The sequence below is a fragment of the Chromobacterium vaccinii genome (assembly GCF_000971335.1).
Lineage (GTDB): Bacteria > Pseudomonadota > Gammaproteobacteria > Burkholderiales > Chromobacteriaceae > Chromobacterium > Chromobacterium vaccinii.
Genome location: NZ_JZJL01000002.1, coordinates 91,298 through 111,278 on the forward strand (window position 1 = coordinate 91,298; position 19,981 = coordinate 111,278).

The following is a 19,981-nucleotide window of genomic DNA, read 5'->3' on the forward strand; positions in this document are numbered from 1 at the left end:
TGCCGCTGCGTCATTTGCATTGCCGTTTTTCTTCGCACAACAAAAATGACATGGAGATATCCTGTTCTTCCTGATACCCATACAAGAACAGGCCCGCCGTGCATTCCGCGAAAACTCCGCCCCACCCCAGGCTGCTATCCGCCCTGCTGCTTCTCTCCGCCTGGCCAGCCCTGGCCGACACGCCGCCGGCCGACTCGCTGGAACGCGTGACCGTCACCGGCTCGCGCATCGCCCGCTCCGCCAAAGAGGGCCCGACCAGCGTCACCGTCATCAGCGGCGACGACATCGAAAAACAGGGCTACACCAATGTCTACGACGCCCTGAACAACCTGACGCAGAACACCGGCTTCACCCAGGGCGCCGACTTCGGCAATACCTTCACGCCGGCCGCCAACGCCATCAGCCTGCGCGGCCTCGGACCGAATCACACGCTGACGCTGATCAACGGCCGCCGCATGGCCGACTATCCGATCGCCTACGAGGGCCAGGTCAACTTCGTCAACCTGGCCAACATCCCCGCCGCGCTGATAGACCGCATCGAAATCCTGAACGGCGGCGCCTCCGCCATCTACGGCTCCGACGCCATCGCCGGTGTGGTCAACATCATCCTGAAAAAGAAAACCGACGGCGCCGCCGTCAACGTCAAGATCGGCTCCACCGAGCATCACGGCGGCGAAAACGCCAGGCTGCAGCTGACCGGCGGCAAAAGCTGGGATCAGCTCAGCGCGGTCTACGGCCTGGAATTGAGCAAACGCAACGCGATCTGGTCGCGCCAGCGGGGCTTCATGTCCGACTCCACCGCCCTCGGAGAAGCCCCCTCCGCCATCCTGTCGCGACGCATCGCCGGCGGCGCCTATCTCGACGCCGGCAGCGCCTGCGGCAATTTCGCCGGCATGTTCGCCGGCAGCGTCACCACCGTGGGCAACAGCCAAAAAGGATATTGCGCCAGCGGCCTGCTGAAACCATCGTACTGGACGATACAGACGGCCACCCAAAGCCAGAGCGGATTCCTCAGCCTCAACTACCAGATCAATTCGCATGCCGAGCTGTTCAGCGACGCCATGCTGGGCGTCACTCACACCGAAAACAACACCCGCGGCCCCAACTGGACCGCGGCCGCCGGCCAGGGCGGCTACTTCCTGAACCAGAACAGCGGCAATTACGAAGTCTGGAACAAGCGCTTCACCCCCGAAGAGCTGGGCGGAACCAGCAATTACAACCGCAAGTGGGACGACCTGGCGGCCAACCTGACGCTGGGCGTGCGCGGCGACCTGACCGGCAGCTGGAATTACGAGGCGGCCTACAACGCCTCAGTCTACACCAGCCGCACCACCACCCCGATGCTGCTCTCCGGCGTCAACGCTTACTTCCTCGGCTCGCAGCTCGGGACCGACGGCAGCGGCGTTCCGATCTACGCCCCCAACACCAGCCGCTTCTACCGGCCGCTGACGCCGACGCAAGCCTCCAGCCTGATCGGCGACAGCACCGGCAACAACAAATCCTGGCTGCAGGTGCTCAGCCTGAGCGCCAGCGGAGAGGCCTTCCAATTGCCGGCCGGCCCCGCCAAATTGGCGGGCCTGCTGGAATGGGGCAGCCAAGGCTTCAGCAACGACCCCGACCAAAGCCTGAACCAGGGCGTGTACTACAACGCCAGCCCCGCGATCCGAGCCAGCGGCTCCCGCTCGCGCGAGGCGGCCGGCGCCGAACTGCTGCTGCCGTTGGCCAAACCGGTCAACCTGACCCTGTCCGGCCGCTACGACCGCTACCAGACCTCCGCCAACAGCGAAGGCAAGCTCACCTACGGCGCCGGCCTGGAATACCGCCCCACCGGAAGCCTGCTGCTGCGCAGCAACTACGCCACCAGCTTCCGCGCTCCGGACATGAGCTACCTGTTCCAGACCCAGACCCGAGGCTACTACTCGTCCACCACCGACTACTGGCGCTGCGCGCAAGCCGGCCAGCCGCTGGCCAACTGCCAATACGCCGGCGTCTCGCCCGGCTCCAACTACATCAGCAACGGCAACGCCGGCCTGAAGCCGGAAAGCGGAAAATCGTATGGACTAGGCTTCGTCTGGTCGCCCAGCCGCGACGCCGACATCTCGCTGGACTACTGGAACATCACCATCGACGACCTGGTCACCACCCTCAGCGCCGACAAGCTGCTGCGCGACGAGGCGCTGTGCCGCGGCGGCCAGTTGAACGCCAGCTCCACCCAGTGCCAGGACGCGCTCCGTCGCGTGATGCGCAATCCGAACAATGCAGTGGTAGACCCCGGCGCGATCAACACCATCGTCGTCAATCCGATCAACGCCGCCAGCGAACGCACCAGCGGCATCGACCTCAGCGGCAAATACCGCCTGCGCACCGCCAAGCTGGGCGATTTCCTGTTCAAAGCCACCTATACCAAGGTCCTGACCCACACCTACCAACAATTCGCCGGCGACCCGGCCCAGAACGAGTTGACCGACATGAGCAACACCGACTGGCCGGACAAGCTGGACTTCACCACCACCTGGAACATCGGCGACTGGTCGTCCACGCTGCTGCTGACTCGCTACGGCAAGATCCCCAACGGCGCCGGCAATGGCTACCTGACGCCGACCGTGCTCGCCAACCTGAGCGTCACCCGCCAGCTGAACAAGAAGACATCGATTGGGCTGATCGTCAACAACGTCCAGGATTTCCTCAAGAAGGACTACACCGGCGGCTGGCCCTACTACCCAGTAGGCAGTTACGCGCCATACGGCCGCCAGGCCTGGCTGGAGCTGAACCACAAGTTCTAAGGCGGAGACGAGAAAGGGATGCCGCAAGGCATCCCTTTGTTACGCGATCCGGCACGAAAATGAATAAAGAAATGAAAAAAGCCCCGCATTTTCATGCGAGGCTTTTTTCTGAATCCTGGCGTCCCCACGGGGAATCGAACCCCGGCTACCGCCGTGAAAGGGCGGTGTTCTAACCGCTAAACTATAGGGACGTCTTGGTGCACCCGGAGCGATTCGAACGCCCGACCCTCTGGTTCGTAGCCAGATACTCTATCCAACTGAGCTACGGGTGCAGTTTCTGGCGGAGAAAGAGGGATTCGAACCCTCGATACAGGTTTAAGCCCGTATGCTTCCTTAGCAGGGAAGTGCCTTCGACCACTCGGCCATTTCTCCGTTCAGAGAGCGCCATATTAATTAGCGGCGCCCCCTCTGTCAAGCAAGCTGCGCAAAAATATTTACGCCGCCTGATCCAGGCCGAAAACTTTATGCAAAACGCGAACCGCCAGTTCCAGGTACTTCTCATCCACCAGCACCGACACCTTGATTTCCGAGGTGGAAATCATCTGGATATTGATGCCCTCTTCCGCCAGCGTGCGGAACATGGTGGACGCGATGCCGCAATGCGAGCGCATGCCGACGCCGACGATGGAGATCTTGGCCACCTTGTCGTCGGCGTCGATCTTGGCGGCGCCGATGTGGGTCTGCACTTCGCGCAGGATGGCCAGCGCGCGGTTGAATTCGCCGCGCGGCACGGTGAACGAGAAATCGGTGGTGCCGTTCTCGCCGACATTCTGGATGATCATGTCCACTTCGATGTTGGCATCCGCGATCGGGCCCAGGATCTGGTAGGCGATGCCCGGCTTGTCCGGCACGCCCTTCACATTGATGCGGGCTTCGTTGCGATCGAACGCGATGCCTGCCACTACCGCCTTTTCCATGCTCTCATCTTCCTCAAACGTAATCAGGGTGCCCTCGCCTTCGTCCTCGAAGCTGGAGAGCACGCGCAAGCGCACCTTGTACTTGCCGGCGAATTCCACCGAACGGATCTGCAATACCTTGGAGCCCAGCGACGCCATTTCGATCATTTCTTCGAAAGTGACCGTCTTCAGGCGGCGCGCCTCCGGCACCACGCGCGGATCGGTGGTGTAGACGCCGTCGACGTCGGTGTAGATCTGGCACTCGTCGGCCTTGAGCGCGGCGGCCAGCGCCACCGCCGAGGTATCCGAGCCGCCGCGGCCCAGCGTGGTGATGTTGCCTTCCTCGTCCACCCCCTGAAAGCCGGCGACGATCACCACGCGGCCTTCCTTCAGGTCGGCGCGCATCACGCCCTCGTCTATCGACTGGATGCGGGCCTTGGTGTGGGCCTGGTCGGTCACCACCTTCACCTGCCAGCCGCAATAGCTCTTGGCCGGCACGCCGATTTCCTTCAGCGCCATCGCCAACAGGCCAATGGTGACCTGCTCGCCGGTGGAGACGATCACGTCCAGCTCGCGCGGGTCCGGATAGTCCTGAATGTCCTTGGCCAGGGCGATCAGGCGATTGGTTTCGCCGCTCATCGCGGAAACCACCACCACCACATCATGCCCCTGGGCCTTCCACTTGGCGACGCGACGGGCCACATTCTTGATGCGCTCGGTTGTCCCGACCGAGGTGCCGCCGTACTTCTGTACGATGAGTGCCATACGTGCTTCTTGTTTCAAAATGGTTGAAATGTCGAACTTCGATTCTGACCACAGAATGTCGATAAATGCAAGGCGGAATTGGGCTTCCGCGCCCGGCGCCGGCGGTTTACGACAATTGACTGCCTGTTTGCATCCCCACATCGCAGCGGCTACAAATCAGTAGGAAGAATACGCATCCGACCGACAGGACCCTTGCATGATCGCCCCTGTTCAACCCTGGCGCTGGATCCGGCTGCAAATCGGCCTGGCCGTCAACGGGGGAATCCAATACACGCTGCTGATCAACCATCCCTTGTTCTGGCCCGCTCTGGGCCTGACTTCGTTGTTGATCGCGCTTTTGCTGCTGTGGCCGATCCCGGTCGCCTCCTCTGCCCACCGGCCAGTCTCCGGCGGCGGCAACGAGAGCTACTGGCGAGACTACGCCAGCCACGTCTATGCGCTGCTGCCGCTGTGGGCCGGACACATCGCGCTCAGCCGCGAACAAATAGACGAGGCCGCCGGCCACCTGACCGACCGTTTCGACAGCATGCTGCGCCTGCTCGGCCACCAGCCGGCAGAGCATGACGGTCTGGATTCGATAGACGCGGCCGAAATCCCCGCCGCCGACGCACGCGACGCGCAGTGGCCGCCCGCCGAGCTGCAGCGCAGGCTCTCGACCGAACTGCGGCAGTTGCGCCAGTCCAGCTTGAAGCTGGACGAGCTGGCCCAGTCCGGCGGCGGCGCGGCCCACGCGACGACAATCGCCGGAGAGGCCCGCACGCTGGCGCAGCGGCTGCACGCGCTGGACCAGCAGATCGCCGCCGGCTTCCGGGCCGACGGCTTCGACCTGCCCGCCACCGTGGAAGACATCCTGACCCATCTCCAATTTCAAGACCGGGTCAGCCAGATACTGTCCCACGTGCAAAACGACATCTGGCAACTGGAGGCCTCGCTGCATGAAGCCTTGAACTGCGAAGGCGAATTGCCGACTCCGCCGGACACCGAAGCCTGGCTGTCCGCGCTGAAGAACAGCTACACCACCCACGAGCAACGCGCGCTTCACGGCCGGGAAGGCAATGACAAGGCGCCGGGGCCCAGCGATATCACTTTTTTCTGAATGACGGGGTAGTCGCAGATGGGCAAAACCATATTGATCGTCGACGACTCCACCACCTTGCGGCAGGTGGTGCGCATGACGCTGGCCGGCGCCGGCTACGAAGTGCTGGAGGCCGGCAATGGCAAGGAAGCGCTGGACATTCTGGACGGCCGCAAGATCCATCTGATCATCTCGGACGTCAATATGCCGCAGATGGACGGCATCAGCCTGCTGAAAAACATCAAGCAGCTGCCCCACTACAAGTTCACGCCGGTGATCATGCTGACGACGGAGTCGGCGGATGAGAAAAAACGCGAGGGCAAGGAGGCTGGCGCCAAGGCCTGGGTGGTCAAGCCGTTCCAGCCCCCGGTGCTGCTGACCGCGGTGTCCAAGCTGATCCTGCCCTGAACCGGCCAACGAACCCTGGAGCGGACATGGCGCTTTCGATCGTCGCCGGACACGAACAGACCATCTACCAGGCCGCGCAATGGCGGACGGAGCTGGAGGCCGCCCTGCGAAGCAGCGAGGACATCCTGCTCGACCTGTCCTCGATAGAGGAGATCGACTGCGCCGGCGCCCAAGTGCTGCTGTGGCTGCAGCGCGAGGCCGCCAGGCTGGACAGGCGGATGGGCTTGCTCGACCCCAGCCGTCCGCTGGATGAATTCCTCCGCCAGATGGGCATGGAGGGCGAACTGGCATTCAGGCGCAGCGGAGCCGGCGATGGATCTTGAACAGGCTATGCAGACTTTCCTGGAAGAGTCCCGCGAGCTGCTGGACGAGATGGAAAGCATCCTGCTGGACGTCGAGGCCGAGCAGACCAGCTCGGAGCAGCTGAACGCGCTGTTCCGCACCATGCACACCATCAAGGGCTCGGCCGGGCTGTTCGGCCTGGACCCCATCATCCGCTTCAGCCATCAGGCCGAGAATCTGCTGGACCAGCTGCGCGACGGCAAGCTGAAGCTGGATGACGAGCTGGTCGGCCTGCTGCTGCGCTGTCACGATCACGTCAAGCTGCTGATCCAGGCGCTGGCGGCCGGCGACTCGCTGGAGGCGCTGAGCGACGAGGCGCTGGAAGCCGCGCTGCTAGGCTATCTGACCGTGCCGCAGGCGATGCAGCCTCCCGTCCGGGAAGCGCCTCCCCCCGCGGCATCCCGGCCGGAGCGCTGGGTGCTGTCGCTGCGCTTCGGCCCAGACGTGCTGCGCAATGGCCTCGACCCTTCATCCTTCATCCGCTATCTGGCGACGCTGGGCACCGTGGAGGGCATCCGCGCGATCGCCTGCCGGCTGCCCGCCGGCGCCGATTTCGACGCGGAAAGCAATTACCTGCGCTTCGAGCTGCTGTACCACTCGGACATCGACGAGAAATCGCTGCATGAAGTCTTCGAATTCATCCGCGAGGACAGCGAGCTATTCATCTGGCCGCTGAAGATCGCCGCCGCCCATTTGCATGAATCCTGCGCCAGCGCGACGCCGGACGAGGCGCGGGAAGTGGAGGAGGCCTGGCGGCGGTTCGGCGCGCTGGGCCAGGCGCAGCCGCTTGAGGAAGAGGCCCCCGCCGGCGTCGATCCCTTGCTGGAGCACCCACTGGCCGCGACAGCCGAGCCCTCTCCCGCCGAGCCGGCTCAGCCCGCCGCCCAGGCCGAGCCGCATGCGCCTCTCCCTCCGGAAACCCCGCCCACCCACGGCGAAGCCCGCGCCGGACGCGGTGGAGAGAGCCGCTTCATCAAGGTGGAGGCCGGCAAACTGGACAGCCTGATCAATCTGATAGGCGAACTGGTGATCGCCGGCTCGGCGGCCAACCTGATCGCGCGCCGCTCGCAGCAGCCGCAGTTGGTGGAGGCCACACTGGGCATCGCCAATCTGATCGAACAGATCCGCACCGGCACGCTGTCGATGCGCATGGTGCAGATAGGAGAAATCTTCCACCGCTTCCCGCGCGTGGTCCGCGACGTCTCGCGCGAACTGGGCAAGGACATCCAGCTGCGCATCGTCGGCGCGGAAACCGAACTGGACAAGTCGATGGTGGAAAAACTGGGCGACCCGCTGCTGCACATCGTGCGCAACGCCATAGACCACGGCATCGAGCCCACCGACGTCCGCCAGGCCCACGGCAAGCCCGCCCAAGGCAATCTCTGGCTCAACGCCTACCACGAATCCGGCAGCGTGGTGATCGAAGTGGCCGACGACGGCGGCGGCCTCGATCGCGGACGCATCCTGGCCAAGGCGCGCGAGCGCGGCCTGCTCGGCCTGGATGAGGAGCCGCCGGACAGCGTGGTGTTCCAGCAGATATTCGAGGCCGGCTTCTCCACCGCCGACCAAGTGACCAATCTGTCCGGGCGAGGCGTCGGCATGGACGTGGTCCGGCGCGGCATCGAGCAGCTGCATGGCAACATCGAGATCGACAGCGAAGCCGGCCAGGGCACCACCTTCCGCATCCGGCTGCCGCTGACGCTGGCCATCATCGACGGTTTTCTGGTGGAGGTGGCCGCATCCACCTTCGTGCTGCCGCTGGAGGCCGTGATCGAGTGCATAGAACTGCCGGCCGGCCTGCCCGAAAACGGCGTGCACGACTGCATCAACCTGCGCGGCGAGCTGCTGCCCCTGCTGCACCTCGACAGCTTCTTCGAGCTGCCGCCCGCCGCGACTCTCCGCCGCAACGTGGTGGTGGTGCAATACGGAGAGCGCAAGGCCGGCCTGGTGGTGGACGCGCTGCAGGGCGAATTCCAGACCGTGATCAAGCCGCTGGGCGCGCTGTTCAACACGCTGAAAGCGATCAGCGGCTCCACCATACTCGGCACCGGCGAAGTCGCGTTGATTCTGGATGTCCCCTCGCTGATACAGCGCGCCTGCCGACGCGAGTCCGAGCGCTTCGCGCTGCCGCCGCGCGCCGACGCCGTTCCCCGCCCCGGCACACCCTTGCAAGGAAACACGCCATGACAGCCCTATCAGGCATGCGCATTCAAACCAAGCAGGCATTGGGCTACGGCGCCATCATCGCCCTGCTGCTGCTGTGCGTGGCGGCCGCCCTACATGGCTTCTCCAGCACCAGCGGCATCATCCACGACATCACCCAGGTCAACAATGTAGAGGGGCGGCTGGCCCACCAGTTGCTGGAACAAAACCAGCAGATCCGCATCGAGATCCGCAACGGCCTGCTGGCCGCCAGCCCCGAAGAGGCCGCGCGCACGGTCCAGGCCCTGCAGGACTCGCTGCGCCGCTACCAGGACACCGAGCAGCAACTGGCGCAGATGTTCCAGCGCGAATCCGGCACCCAGCCCCGCGAGAGGGAATTGATAAACGCCATCCAGAACGGCAGCCGCGTCGTCCATCAAGACTACCTTCAGGCGCTGGCGCTGATGGCCAGGCAGCAAGGCAAAGAAGCAGCCCAGCTGCTGACCGGAAAGGGCGGTCAGCTGAACGAAACCATTACTGCGCTCGCCGCCTATGAGGACAAGCTGAACGACGATCTCGCCCATCAAGGGGAGGAAACCTACATCGACAGCCGCAACCGCCTGCTGCTGCTGGCGGGAATCGCGCTGCTCGCCAGCCTGGCGATCGGGCTGCTGATCCGCCGCGACCTGCTGCGCACGCTGGGAGGCGAGCCACGGCAGGTCGCGGAGCTGATGCGCCAGGTGGCCGGCGGCAACCTGAACGGCCAGATTCCGCTGCGCGCCGGCGACCAGAGCAGCCTGGCCGCCTCCATCATGCAAACGATACAAACGCTGGGCGCCATCCTGGGCGAGGTGAAGAACGGCTCGGAAAACCTGTCCGTCGCCGCGCAGCACATCCACTCTACCTCGCAGATGATCGCGCAATCGGCCAGCCAGCAGGCGTCCGGACTGGAAGAGACGTCGGCCTCGGTCCAGCAGATGTCCAATTCGATCAACCAGACCAACGACAACGCGCGTCTGACCGAGAGCATGGCCGAGAAGGCGTCCGGCGAAGCCGCCGAGGGAGGCCAGGCGGTGCAACAGACGATACGGGCGATGCGCGAGATCGCCGACAAGATCAGCATCATCGACGACATCGCCTACCAGACCAACCTGCTGGCGCTGAACGCCGCGATCGAGGCCGCGCGCGCCGGCGAGCACGGCAAGGGCTTCGCCGTGGTGGCCGCCGAAGTGCGCAAGCTGGCCGAGCGCAGCCAGGTGGCCGCTCAGGAAATCAGCGGCCTCGCCCGCAGCAGCGTCGACCTGGTGGACGGCGCCGGCAGCCTGCTGGAGGAAATCGTCCGCTCCAGCCGCCGCACCTCGGACCTGGTGCAGGAGATCGCCGCCGCCTCCAAGGAACAGTCCGGCGGCGTCGGCCAGATCAGCCTGGCGGTGCAGCAGCTGAATCAGACCACCCAGCAGAACGCCAGCGCCAGCGAAGAGCTGGCCGCCACGGCGGAGGAAATGAACCGCCAGGCGGAAAACCTGCACGACCTGATAGGCTTTTTCCACCTGGGATCGCTGCATGCCGCCACCCCGTCCGATACCGCCCGCAGGCCGCCGCCGGCGCCGGATCCACACGGCCTGATGCAGTTCTGACCCGGCAGGAGAGACACAGACATGGCCGCACTCAATATTCTCCGCCGCAGCGAAACCGCCCCTGAGCCTGGCGCCCAGGCCGAGGTGAGGCAATTCCTGACCTTCCAGCTCGCCGGCGAAACCTTCGCCATCGGCATTCTGCGGATACGGGAAATCCTGGAATACATCAAACCCACTTCGGTGCCGTTGATGCCGCCCTTCATCCGCGGGGTGATGAACCTGCGCGGCGCCGTGGTGCCGGTGATCGACCTGTCGCTGCGCTTCGGCCGCGACGAAACCGCGATCAACCGCCGCACCTGCATCGTCATCATCGAAATGGAATACGACGAACAGTGGCAGCTGATCGGCGTGCTGGTGGACACCGTGCACGAAGTGCTGGCCATTCCCGACAGCGAGATCGAGCCGCCGCCGCAGTTCGGCAGCAAGATACGCGTCGACTTCATCTCCGGCATGGCCAGGATAGACAACCGCTTCGTGGTGATGCTGGACGTGGACAAGGTGCTGTCGGTGGGCGAGATGTCGCTGCTGTCCGAACTGAGCCGGCAGGAAGAGGCGCAGGAAGAATGACCCCGCACCGCAGCCCGAAACCAGACCGCCTGGAACCAAGATGAAAACATTCACCGTCCGCCGGCAATTCATCCTGCTGGCCGCCTGCGTGCTGCTGGGCCTGGGAGGGCTGACCCTCACCTCCTGGCAGGGCCTGCGCACCGTGATGATCAATGGAGCCATGTACCACCAGGTGGTGATAGGCAAGGATTTCATCAACGATCTGGATCCTCCCACCCAGCAGCTGATCTCCAGCTTCCTGCTGGCCAACCAGCTGCGCAACACCAACGATCCCTCGATACGCCAGCAATTGACCAACCAGCTGCAGAAACAGCGCGCCATCTTCTACGACGGCCAGAAAAAATGGGGCAACAGCGAACTGCCGCAAGAACTGCGCGACCTGCTGACGCAGCAGGTGCGGCAATCGGCCGACGCCTTCTTCCAGGAAATCGACAGCCGCTACCTGCCGGCGCTGGAATCCCATGACCAGCTGGCGATCAACCAGTCGTTCGACCGCCTGTCGGCGCAATACGACCGCAACGACCAGGCGATGCAGCCGCTGATCGCCAAGACCATGGACCGGCAGGCGCGGATGGAGGGCGAAGCGCAGCGCATCACCGCGCAAACCTTCGCCGCCGTGGCGGCGGTCAGCGTGCTGGTGCTGGTGCTGCTGGTCGGATCGCTGGTCATGATCTACCGCCAGCTGATCCGCGGACTGGGCGGCGAGCCGCACGAGGTGGCGCGAATCGCCGGCGAGGTGGCGATCGGCCGGCTGGACGTCGAAATGCCGCCCGCGCCGGCCGGCAGCCTGTCCGACTCGGTGCAGCAGATGTGCCGGCAACTGCTCGCCATCATCGCCGAAGTCAAGAACAGCTCGGACGGCATCGCCTGCGCCGCGCAGCAAGTCAGCTCGACGGCGATGGCGCTGTCCCAGGGCGCCAGCACCTCGGCCGCCGGCCTGCAGCAGAGCTCGGCCTCGATCGAGCAGGTGTCGGCGTCGATCAACCAGACCAGCGACAACTCCCGCACCACAGAAGCCATCGCGGAAAAAGCCTCCGCCGAGGCCACCGAAGGCGGCGAGGCGGTGCTGCAGACGGTGGCGGCGATGCGGCAGATCGCCGAAAAGATCGGCATCATCGACGACATCGCCTACCAGACCAATCTCTTGGCGCTGAACGCCGCCATCGAGGCCGCGCGCGCCGGCAAGCACGGCGCGGGTTTCGCCGTGGTGGCCGCCGAAGTGCGCAAGCTGGCCGAGCGCAGCCAGGTGGCCGCCCAGGAAATCGGCGAGCTGGCCGAGCGCAGCGTCACCGTTTCCGAACAAGCCGGCAAGCTGCTGAAGGAAATCGTGCGCTCCAGCGGCCGCACCGCGGACTTGGTGCAGGAGATCGCCGCCGCCACCCGGGAACAGGCCGGCGGCATCGGCCAGATCAGCCACGCGGTCCAGCATCTGAACCACGCGACCCAACAAAACGCGGCCGCCAGCGAACAACTGGCCTCCACCGCGGAGGAAATGAGCCACCAGGCCGAGCGGCTGCAGCAGGCGATGGCCTTCTTCAAACTGGGCCCCGCGGCGGCGCGAGACCTGCCGCGCCGCGCGCTCCCGGCCGCGGCGCCGATGACGGGCGCGCGCCCCCTCGCCGGGGAGGCCAACGAACTGGAAGACATGTTCCGCTTCTGACAACGCGCTGTACTAGATTGAAACCATGACGACACCAACGGCTGCAAAGCCGCGCACCTGGAAGGCCAGCACCATGCCGCACACTCCGCCGGCGCGTCCGGCGGCTCCCGCCGATCCTCGCTCGCCCCCCTCTCCGACCGCAGAGCCGGCGGGCGAGGCGGTATTCCTGCATCCGGGCGACTGGCATTTCGGCGACAGCCAGACCCGCATCCGCACCCTGCTGGGCTCCTGCGTGTCGATCACGCTGTGGCACCCGCAAGCCAGGGTCGGCGGCATGTGCCACTACCTGCTCGCCCAGCGCACGCCCCACCGCGGCGAATCGCTGTCCGGCCGCTACGGCGACGAAGCGATGCTGCTGCTGCTGCGCGAGATCCTGGCCACCGGCCTGCCGCTGCTGGAATTCCAGGCCAGGCTGATAGGCGGCGCTTCGATGCTGCTGAGCCGGGAACGCAAGCTCAGCCACGACGTGCCCTCCCGCAATATTCAGCAGGCGCGTTCGATGGTGAAGCAGCTCGGCCTGAAGCTGCTGGCCGAGGACCTGGGCGGCAACTGCCCGCGCCTGGTGCTGTTCGACGTCTCCAGCGGCAACGTCTGGATCAAGCAATCGCAAGAAGCCGAGCTGGAGCAGGCTCCCAACACGAGGACGCGCAAATGAGCATCAAGGTTTTGATCGTCGACGATTCCGCCGTAGTCCGCCAGGTGTTGAGCCAGGTTTTCACCGCCGCCAACGGCATCGAGGTGATGGACGTCGCCAACGACCCCTATATGGCGATGGACAAGATGAAGGCGCACTGGCCGGACGTGATCGTGCTGGACGTGGAGATGCCGCGAATGGACGGCATCACCTTCCTGAAGCAGCTGATGGCCAGCCGGCCGACGCCGGTAGTGATCTGTTCGTCGCTGACGCAGAAAGGCACCGACATCAGCATGCAGGCGATGGCCGCCGGCGCGGTGGAGGTCATCGCCAAGCCGGTCTCCGGCGTCAAGGGCTTTCTCGAGGAGAGCTCGCACGAGCTGGTGATGGCGGTGCGCTGCGCCGCCGCCGCGCGGATGAACCGGGTGCGGGTGATGCCGTCGGCCAACGGCGGCAACCCGCTGGAAACCCGTCCCAAGCTGTCGGCCGACGCCATCCTGTCCGCCCCCACCGGCAGCAATGTGTTCGCCACCACCGAGCGCATCATCGCCATCGGCACCTCCACCGGCGGCACCCAGGCGCTGGAGGCGGTGCTGACCCAGTTGCCGCGGACCTGCCCCGGCCTGGCCATCGTCCAGCACATGCCGGAAAAATTCACCCGCTCCTTCGCCGACCGGCTGAACAGCTTGTCCCAGATCGAGGTGAAGGAAGCCGACAACGGCGACCGCATCCTGCCCGGCCGCGCGCTGATCGCCCCCGGCGGCAAGCACATGATGGTCAAGCGCAGCGGCGCCTATTACCAGGTGGAAGTGGTGGACGGCCCGCTGGTGAGCCGCCACAAGCCATCGGTCGACGTGCTGTTCCGCTCCGCCGCCAAGTTCGCCGGCAAGAACGCGCTGGGCATCATCATGACCGGCATGGGGGACGACGGCGCCAAGGGGCTGAAGGAAATGCACGATTGCGGCGCCAAGACCATCGCCCAGGACGAAGAAAGCTGCGTGGTGTTCGGCATGCCCAAGGAAGCGATCAAACTGGGGGCCGCCGACGAGGTGATGTCGCTGGAACTGATTGCCAAAGCCATCTGCCGCTGAACAGGACGAATCCCGACGCATGGACATCCACGACATCCTGATCATCGACGACAGCCGGGTGCAACGCCAGCACGCGACGGACCTCTGCCGCCAACTCGGCATCGCCAGCGTGCGGGAGGCGCCGGACGGCGAGCGCGGCCTGACCCTGATGCGGGTGCAGATGCCCGACCTGCTGCTGCTGGACCTGGAAATGCCCAAACAGGACGGCGTGCAAGTGATGCAGGAGATGGCCCGCTCCGGCCTGAGCCCGCCCGTCATCATCACCTCGGGCAAGGATTACCTGCTGATCTCCACCGTGGAGCTGATGGGCCGCGAGCTGGGCCTGCCGGTGCTGGGCTGCCTGCAAAAGCCGCTGCAGCTGCCCGCCCTGCTCGACCTGATGCACCGCGTCTGGACGCCCAAGGCAGAGCGGTCCGACGATTCTCAGCTAGCCGCGGACGAAGTCCGCGTCGCGCTGGAGAAAGGCCAGATCATCCCCTACTACCAGCCCAAGGTGAATCTGGCCGACGGCAGGGTCAAGGGCGCCGAGATGCTGGCGCGCTGGCAGCATCCCGACCAGGGACTGATCCCGCCCAGCCGCTTCATCCCGGTGATAGAGGAAAGCGGCTGGGCCACCGAGCTGACCATGCTGATGCTGCGCCAGGGTCTGACGCAATGGCAGGAATGGGCGCGCCATGGCCTGCGGCTGCCGCTGTCGGTCAACCTGTCCGCGCTGTCGCTGCGCGGCGACGATCTGGTGGACGAGATCGAGTGCTATGTGCGCGGCAGCCACGTGCCGCCGCGTTTCATCATATTCGAGGTGACGGAAACCGCCATCGTCGACAACCTGGCGCAGGCGATAGGCTGCGCGGTCCGATTGCGGCTGGCGGGACTGGGCCTGTCGATCGACGATTTCGGCACCGGTTTCGCCACCCTGCAGCAGCTGACCCGCTTCCCCTTCACCGAGCTGAAAATCGACCAGTCCCTGGTCACCGGCATCTCAGACAAGCCCCACCTTCAAGCCGTCTTCAACAGCATCATCGAAATGGCCCGCCGGCTGCAGCTGTCCACGGTCGCCGAAGGCATAGAAACCGCGGAAGACTACCGGCTGATGTCGGAACGCGGCTGCCAGCTGGGCCAGGGCTATTACTTCGCCCGGCCGCTGCCCGCCGCCGCCTTCCTGGAATGGACCCGGCAGCCGCCGGTGCTGCCCACCGCCGGCGCCGCGAGCTGAGCGCTCAGCACGACCACAGCGGCGGCTCGTCCATCAGCGCGATCTGCTCGCGCAAGGCCAGGATCTGCTCCTCCCAGTAACGCTGCGCGCCGAACCAGGGAAAGGCCGCCGGGAAGGCCGGATCATGCCAGCGGCGCGCCAGCCAGGCGCTGTAATGCATCAGCCGCAGGGTGCGCAGTGCCTCCAGCAAATTGAGTTCGCGCTGGTCGAATTCGCAGAAGTCCTCATAGCCGGCCAACACCTCGCCCAGCTGGCGCGACTGGTCTGCCCGATCGCCGGACAGCAGCATCCACAGATCCTGCACCGCCGGGCCGGTGCGGCTGTCGTCGAAGTCGACGAAATGCGGCCCCGCGTCGGTCCACAGCAGATTGCCGACATGGCAGTCGCCGTGCAGCCTGAGCTGCGCCACCGCGCCGGCCCACTCGAAGCAGCGCGCCACGCCCTGCAGCGCCTGCTCCGCCACGCCGCGGTAAACCTCCTCCAGCTCCGGCGGCAACAAGCGGCCATTCAGCAGGAAATCCACCGAATCGCGGCCGAAGCTCCGGATGTCCAGCGTCGGACGGTGGCGATAGGCCTCGGTCCGGCCCACCGCGTGGATGCGGCCCAGAAAGCGCCCGACCCATTGCAGCGTCTCGTCCCGGTCCAGCTCCGGCACCCGTCCGCCGCGCCGGGCGAACAGCGCGAAGCGGAAGCCGCCATGGCTGTGCAAGGTGCGGCCATCGAACACCAGCGGCGGCACCGCCGGAATCTCGCGCTCGGCCAGTTGCAGGGAGAACGCGTGCTCCTCCAGAATGGCCTCGTCGCTCCAGCGCGCCGGGCGGTAGAACTTGGCCACCAACGGCGCTTCGTCGTCCAGGCCCACCTGGTAGACGCGGTTTTCATAGCTGTTGAGCGCCAGCAGGCTGCCGCTGGCGCGCAGGCCCAGGCTTTCCACGGCATCGAGAATGGCATCCGGCGTCAGGCCGGCGAATGGGGGAGTGTGTGCGTTGTCCATCCGCGGATTATAGCGGCAGTCGCCTCCGCGACGCGGGGTTTCAACGGCGCGGCGGGTCCTGATCTGCTAATTTCAAAGAGAGTGGGTTCCAGGCCCGGAGCCAAGCCATGAAACTGTTATTCCCGCCCCACGGCCTCCATCCTGACCGCGCCAAGCTGCGGCGCGGCGTCGAACGCTGGGCCGACATCACCCTTCAGGGCTGGCTATTGTTGTTCCACCGCGCCGCCAGGCGGCGGGCATGGACACTCGCCCGCCGCCACGCTCCGTGGCAACTGCTCGAATGGCTGGCCTGCTGGCTCAGCGGCACGCTGGTGCTGCTGTCGCTGGCCTATCTGCTCTACCTGGCTTCGCAGCGTTTTTAGGAACGCAATCAACGCCGCCTTCCGGCCATTCCCCGCTCATCATCCGGCCTCAGGAGGTTAGACCATACTTGCTTAATGGTCTCTGCATCTCATTATCGTTTTCATTATCATTTACTTTATAAATCAAAATTTAATGACCGATAGAGAAAACAATTATAAAATACCGAGATAATCAGCCGATGCGAATCACCATGAGCCAAACCCGCACTTTTGCCCGCGACGAAGCCGACAACGCCGAACGCCGACAGGCCGCTCGCCGCAGCACGCTGGTCAGCGTCGCCGTCAACATCGTGCTGTCCACGCTGCAGATCGTGGCCGGCGCGTGGTCGCATTCCTCGGCGCTGATCGCAGACGGCGTGCACTCATTGTCCGACCTGTTCGCCGACTTCGTGGTCCTGCTGGCCGGCCGGCACAGCGGCAAGGAGCCGGACGATGACCACCATTACGGCCATCAGCGCTACGAAAACGCCGCGTCGCTGGTTCTCGGGCTGCTGCTGCTGGCCGTCGGCGGCGGCATGCTGTACTCGGCGGCAGCCAAGTTCCTGCATCCTGAAGACATTCCTTCGGTGCACTCGCTGGCATTGTGGATCGCCGCGCTGGCGCTGCTGGCCAAAGAAACGCTGTTCCGCTACATGCTGGCGGTGGCGCAGCGCGTGCGCTCCAGCATGCTGGTGGCCAACGCCTGGCACGCGCGCTCCGACGCGGCCTCTTCGCTGGTGGTCGCCGCCGGCGTGGCCGGCAATCTGATGGGCTACCCGATACTGGACCCGGTGGCGGCCCTGGTGGTCGGCCTGCTGGTGGGCAAAATGGGTTGGAACTTCGCCTGGGACGCGCTGCACGACCTGATGGACCGCGCGGCCAGCGAGGAAGACATCGCGGCCATACGCGACACCTTGCTGGACACGCCCGGCATTGTCGGCATCCACGACCTGCGCACCCGCAAGATGGGCGACCTGATCCTGGTGGACGTGCACCTGGAGGTGGATGGCCGCATCAATGTCTACCAGGCCCATGAAATCACCGAGCGCGCCCGCGGCCGCGTGCTGAATGAGCTGCCGGTTCTGGATGTGATGACCCACATCGATCCGGCCGGGCTGGAAGAACCGCGCGGCTTGGGCCGCATGGCCTGATCCAGGGCCTCAGGCGACACCCAGGCCGCAAACTATTCCATTTTCATTTCCATCCATATAATCCGTCAGGCAACTTTACCCTGGATGGACGGTCTATCCCCACCATGACCACACCTGTTTTCCATGCCTGGCGCCGCGGCGTGCCGACGCTGCTGATGCTGAGCCTGCTCTGGCAATTCGAGACCTACGCCGTCAACCACGCGCCACCCCAGTCGGCAGAGCCGATGATTGCCACCACCTGGAACGAATCCTGGCCGGCTGACACGCCCTTCCTGCTGGTGCAGGAAGTGCGCGATCAATTCCGCCACGCCGATGCCAAACGCGACGCCGGCACGCCGGTGCGCGACATCGCTACGCTGCCCTTGCGCCCCGGCGACAACGCCTGAACCGCAATCCTGAAAACAAAAACGCCGGCAGCGCTCCCGCAGCCGGCGTTTTTCGCGCCTCGCGTCAAAGCGGCGCCGATTGACGGCGCTGCGGATGGCAGATCGGACAATTGGGATCGTTGCAATGGATGGCGGCCTCGTGCACCAAAACCCGCAGCCTGTACAGCCGCGCCGCCTCCGCCGCGGAGCTGCCCCCTTGAAAAGGCGGGCCCAGAACCACGCCGCCACCGCCATGAGGCATCGGCTGCTCCGTCGGCACCGGCACAGCTCCTGCCTGGCAAGCCGCGGCCAGCAGCATCCCGCCTGCGCCGCAGGCGTAAATCCACCTTCTGTTCTTCGTCATCGACTTCCTCCCTAGGGAGAACCGTTTTCTTTTCCCAGCATACCGCCATTTCGCCGGAACCGCCGCCAAAACAAAACCCCGCCGCAGCGGGGTTTCGTTAACAGCCATTAACGGATGATTTCGACTTTGTAGCGCGGCGGCAGCAGCAAGGCCGGCACCTCGCGCTTTTCCTTGCGGTTGCGGCGGCCCGGGCGGGCTTGCTTCAGCCCTTCGCCCTTGCCAGCCGACAACACCGGCGTCGGCGACAGATCGCGCGACGATTCACGCATCGATTCACGCATCGGTTCGCGCATCGGTTCACGCATCGGCGTCAGCATCGGTTTCGGCCGCTGCTGACTGGACAATCCGAAACCATCGACGCTCTGCGGCGTCAAGGTCTGCTTGGTCAGTTTCTCGATCGCCTCATGCTGGCGCGTCTCCTCCGGCCCCATCAGCGAAATCGCCACGCCCTTGGCGCCGGCGCGACCGGTGCGGCCGATGCGGTGCACGTAGTCCTCCGGCGAATTGGGCATCTCGAAGTTCACCACATAAGGCAGCTCGGAAATGTCCAGGCCGCGCGCGGCGACGTCGGTGGCCACCAGCACGCGCAGCTTGCCTTCCTTGAAGGCGGCCAGCGTCTCCAGGCGCGTGCCTTGGGTCTTGTCGCCATGGATGGCTTCGGCATCCAGGCCGTCGCGCTTCAGATCGCGCGCCAGCTGGTCGGCGCTGATCTTGGTCTTGCAGAACACGATCACCTGGCTCATCTCGCGCGAACGGATCAAGTGGGCCAGCACCTGGCGCTTCTTGAAATTGTCCACCTTGAACACCAGTTGCTCGACCTGCTCGTTGGTGGCGTTCTGGCGCGCGACTTCCACAGTCTGCGGCGTATGCATGAAATCGGCGGCCAGGCGCTTGATTTCCGGCGCGAAGGTCGCGGAGAACAGCAGCGTCTGGCGTTCCTTCGGCAACATGCCCATGATCTTGCGGATATCCTGGATGAAACCCATGTCCAGCATGCGGTCGGCTTCGTCCAGCACCAGCACTTCCACCTTGTTCAGCTGCACGGTCTTCTGCTGGATGTGGTCCAGCAGGCGGCCCGGCGTCGCGATCAGGACTTCCACGCCGCGGCGCAGTTCCTGAGTCTGCGGGTCCATATTGACGCCGCCATAGACGGTGGTGGCGCGCAACGGCAGATATTTGGTATAGCTCTGCACATTGACGCCGATCTGGTCGGCCAGCTCGCGGGTCGGCGACAGCACCAGCGCGCGGATTGGATGCATCGCCGGCGACACGCTGGTATTGGCGAACTTCTTCAGCCTCTCCAGGATCGGCAACATGAAGGCTGCGGTCTTGCCGGTGCCGGTCTGGGCAGCGGCCAGCAGATCGCGGCCGGACAGCACCAGGGGAATCGCCTTCTCCTGGATCGGCGTCGGCTGGCTATAGCCCTGCTCGTCGATGGCGCGCAGGATTTCCGGCGACAAGCCGAGTTCGGAAAACAACATTCAACACACTCCTGCAATACGTAAGGGCACGTTGCGCCTTTCGCGCCAACGCGCCCCGATGTTCATCAATAA

General features: G+C 64.9%; 18 protein-coding genes and 3 tRNA genes. 14 read left to right on the plus strand and 7 right to left on the minus strand.

Annotated features, from left to right (window positions below; translation table 11 throughout):
* Positions 1-98: 98 nt before the first annotated feature.
* A complete protein-coding gene (locus VL52_RS01375; protein WP_052729049.1) occupies positions 99-2,783 on the plus strand; it encodes a TonB-dependent receptor plug domain-containing protein in 2,685 nt (894 codons plus the stop codon).
* A gap of 116 nt (positions 2,784-2,899) precedes the next feature.
* Here the strand turns inward: VL52_RS01375 and VL52_RS01380 are convergent.
* From VL52_RS01380 to VL52_RS01395, 4 genes are all read right to left on the minus strand, one after another.
* Positions 2,900-2,974: transfer RNA gene (locus VL52_RS01380), tRNA-Glu, on the minus strand.
* Between the two features lie 4 nt (positions 2,975-2,978).
* Positions 2,979-3,055: transfer RNA gene (locus VL52_RS01385), tRNA-Arg, on the minus strand.
* 6 nt (positions 3,056-3,061) lie between these two features.
* Positions 3,062-3,155, minus strand: a tRNA-Ser gene (locus VL52_RS01390).
* A 62-nt stretch (positions 3,156-3,217) separates the two neighbouring features.
* A complete protein-coding gene (locus VL52_RS01395) occupies positions 3,218-4,444 on the minus strand; it encodes an aspartate kinase (RefSeq protein ID WP_021475890.1) in 1,227 nt (408 codons plus the stop codon).
* A gap of 196 nt (positions 4,445-4,640) precedes the next feature.
* Here VL52_RS01395 and VL52_RS01400 point away from each other — a divergent pair, with 196 nt between their 5' ends.
* From VL52_RS01400 to VL52_RS01445, 10 genes are read left to right on the plus strand one after another with little or no spacing between them, the layout of a single operon-like run.
* Complete coding sequence (locus VL52_RS01400; protein WP_046155391.1) at positions 4,641-5,540, plus strand: hypothetical protein; 900 nt, start codon at positions 4,641-4,643, stop codon at positions 5,538-5,540.
* Positions 5,541-5,558: 18 nt separating this feature from the next.
* Complete coding sequence (locus VL52_RS01405) at positions 5,559-5,927, plus strand: response regulator (protein ID WP_046155392.1); 369 nt, start codon at positions 5,559-5,561, stop codon at positions 5,925-5,927.
* Between the two features lie 26 nt (positions 5,928-5,953).
* On the plus strand, positions 5,954-6,250 hold the full coding sequence (locus VL52_RS23045; protein ID WP_052729050.1) for an STAS domain-containing protein: 297 nt from the start codon (positions 5,954-5,956) through the stop codon (positions 6,248-6,250).
* The gene (locus VL52_RS01415) at positions 6,240-8,456 is read left to right on the plus strand and encodes a chemotaxis protein CheA (RefSeq protein ID WP_046155393.1); all 2,217 of its coding nucleotides are present in this window, start codon (positions 6,240-6,242) and stop codon (positions 8,454-8,456) included. The genes VL52_RS23045 and VL52_RS01415 overlap by 11 nt, the downstream gene beginning before the upstream one ends.
* On the plus strand, positions 8,453-10,048 hold the full coding sequence (locus VL52_RS01420) for a methyl-accepting chemotaxis protein (protein ID WP_082106992.1): 1,596 nt from the start codon (positions 8,453-8,455) through the stop codon (positions 10,046-10,048). The genes VL52_RS01415 and VL52_RS01420 overlap by 4 nt, the downstream gene beginning before the upstream one ends.
* 21 nt (positions 10,049-10,069) lie before the next feature.
* Positions 10,070-10,615 (plus strand): chemotaxis protein CheW, encoded by a 546-nt coding sequence (locus tag VL52_RS01425; protein ID WP_021475896.1) that lies wholly within the window; start codon positions 10,070-10,072, stop codon positions 10,613-10,615.
* 40 nt (positions 10,616-10,655) lie between these two features.
* Entirely contained in the window at positions 10,656-12,275 is a 1,620-nt protein-coding gene (locus VL52_RS25165; protein WP_046155394.1) for a methyl-accepting chemotaxis protein, read from the plus strand.
* A 25-nt stretch (positions 12,276-12,300) separates the two neighbouring features.
* Complete coding sequence (locus VL52_RS01435; RefSeq protein ID WP_231153066.1) at positions 12,301-12,930, plus strand: chemotaxis protein CheD; 630 nt, start codon at positions 12,301-12,303, stop codon at positions 12,928-12,930.
* Complete coding sequence (locus VL52_RS01440) at positions 12,927-14,000, plus strand: protein-glutamate methylesterase/protein-glutamine glutaminase (RefSeq protein ID WP_046155395.1); 1,074 nt, start codon at positions 12,927-12,929, stop codon at positions 13,998-14,000. Before VL52_RS01435 ends, VL52_RS01440 begins: the two co-directional genes overlap by 4 nt.
* A gap of 19 nt (positions 14,001-14,019) precedes the next feature.
* On the plus strand, positions 14,020-15,213 hold the full coding sequence (locus VL52_RS01445; protein WP_046155396.1) for an EAL domain-containing response regulator: 1,194 nt from the start codon (positions 14,020-14,022) through the stop codon (positions 15,211-15,213).
* A 4-nt stretch (positions 15,214-15,217) separates the two neighbouring features.
* Here the strand turns inward: VL52_RS01445 and VL52_RS01450 are convergent, their stop codons facing one another.
* On the minus strand, positions 15,218-16,207 hold the full coding sequence (locus VL52_RS01450) for a serine/threonine protein kinase (protein WP_046155397.1): 990 nt from the start codon (positions 16,205-16,207) through the stop codon (positions 15,218-15,220).
* A gap of 107 nt (positions 16,208-16,314) precedes the next feature.
* Here VL52_RS01450 and VL52_RS01455 point away from each other — a divergent pair, with 107 nt between their 5' ends.
* The 3 genes from VL52_RS01455 (at position 16,315) to VL52_RS01465 (ending at position 18,085) form a co-directional block, all read left to right on the plus strand.
* On the plus strand, positions 16,315-16,569 hold the full coding sequence (locus tag VL52_RS01455; protein ID WP_046155398.1) for a hypothetical protein: 255 nt from the start codon (positions 16,315-16,317) through the stop codon (positions 16,567-16,569).
* Positions 16,570-16,760: 191 nt separating this feature from the next.
* Positions 16,761-17,699 carry a cation diffusion facilitator family transporter gene (locus tag VL52_RS01460; protein WP_046155399.1) on the plus strand — a complete coding sequence of 313 codons (939 nt, stop codon included), beginning with the start codon at positions 16,761-16,763 and terminating at the stop codon, positions 17,697-17,699.
* 104 nt (positions 17,700-17,803) lie between these two features.
* Positions 17,804-18,085 carry a hypothetical protein gene (locus VL52_RS01465; protein WP_046155400.1) on the plus strand — a complete coding sequence of 94 codons (282 nt, stop codon included), beginning with the start codon at positions 17,804-17,806 and terminating at the stop codon, positions 18,083-18,085.
* A gap of 64 nt (positions 18,086-18,149) precedes the next feature.
* On the opposite strand, the gene VL52_RS01470 is transcribed toward VL52_RS01465, so the two are convergent.
* Together VL52_RS01470 and VL52_RS01475 are read right to left on the minus strand one after the other, a co-directional pair.
* Positions 18,150-18,428, minus strand: coding sequence for a hypothetical protein (locus VL52_RS01470; RefSeq protein WP_144410140.1), 279 nt, complete (start codon positions 18,426-18,428; stop codon positions 18,150-18,152).
* A 107-nt stretch (positions 18,429-18,535) separates the two neighbouring features.
* Positions 18,536-19,909, minus strand: coding sequence for a DEAD/DEAH box helicase (locus VL52_RS01475; RefSeq protein ID WP_046155402.1), 1,374 nt, complete (start codon positions 19,907-19,909; stop codon positions 18,536-18,538).
* Positions 19,910-19,981: the final 72 nt, after the last annotated feature.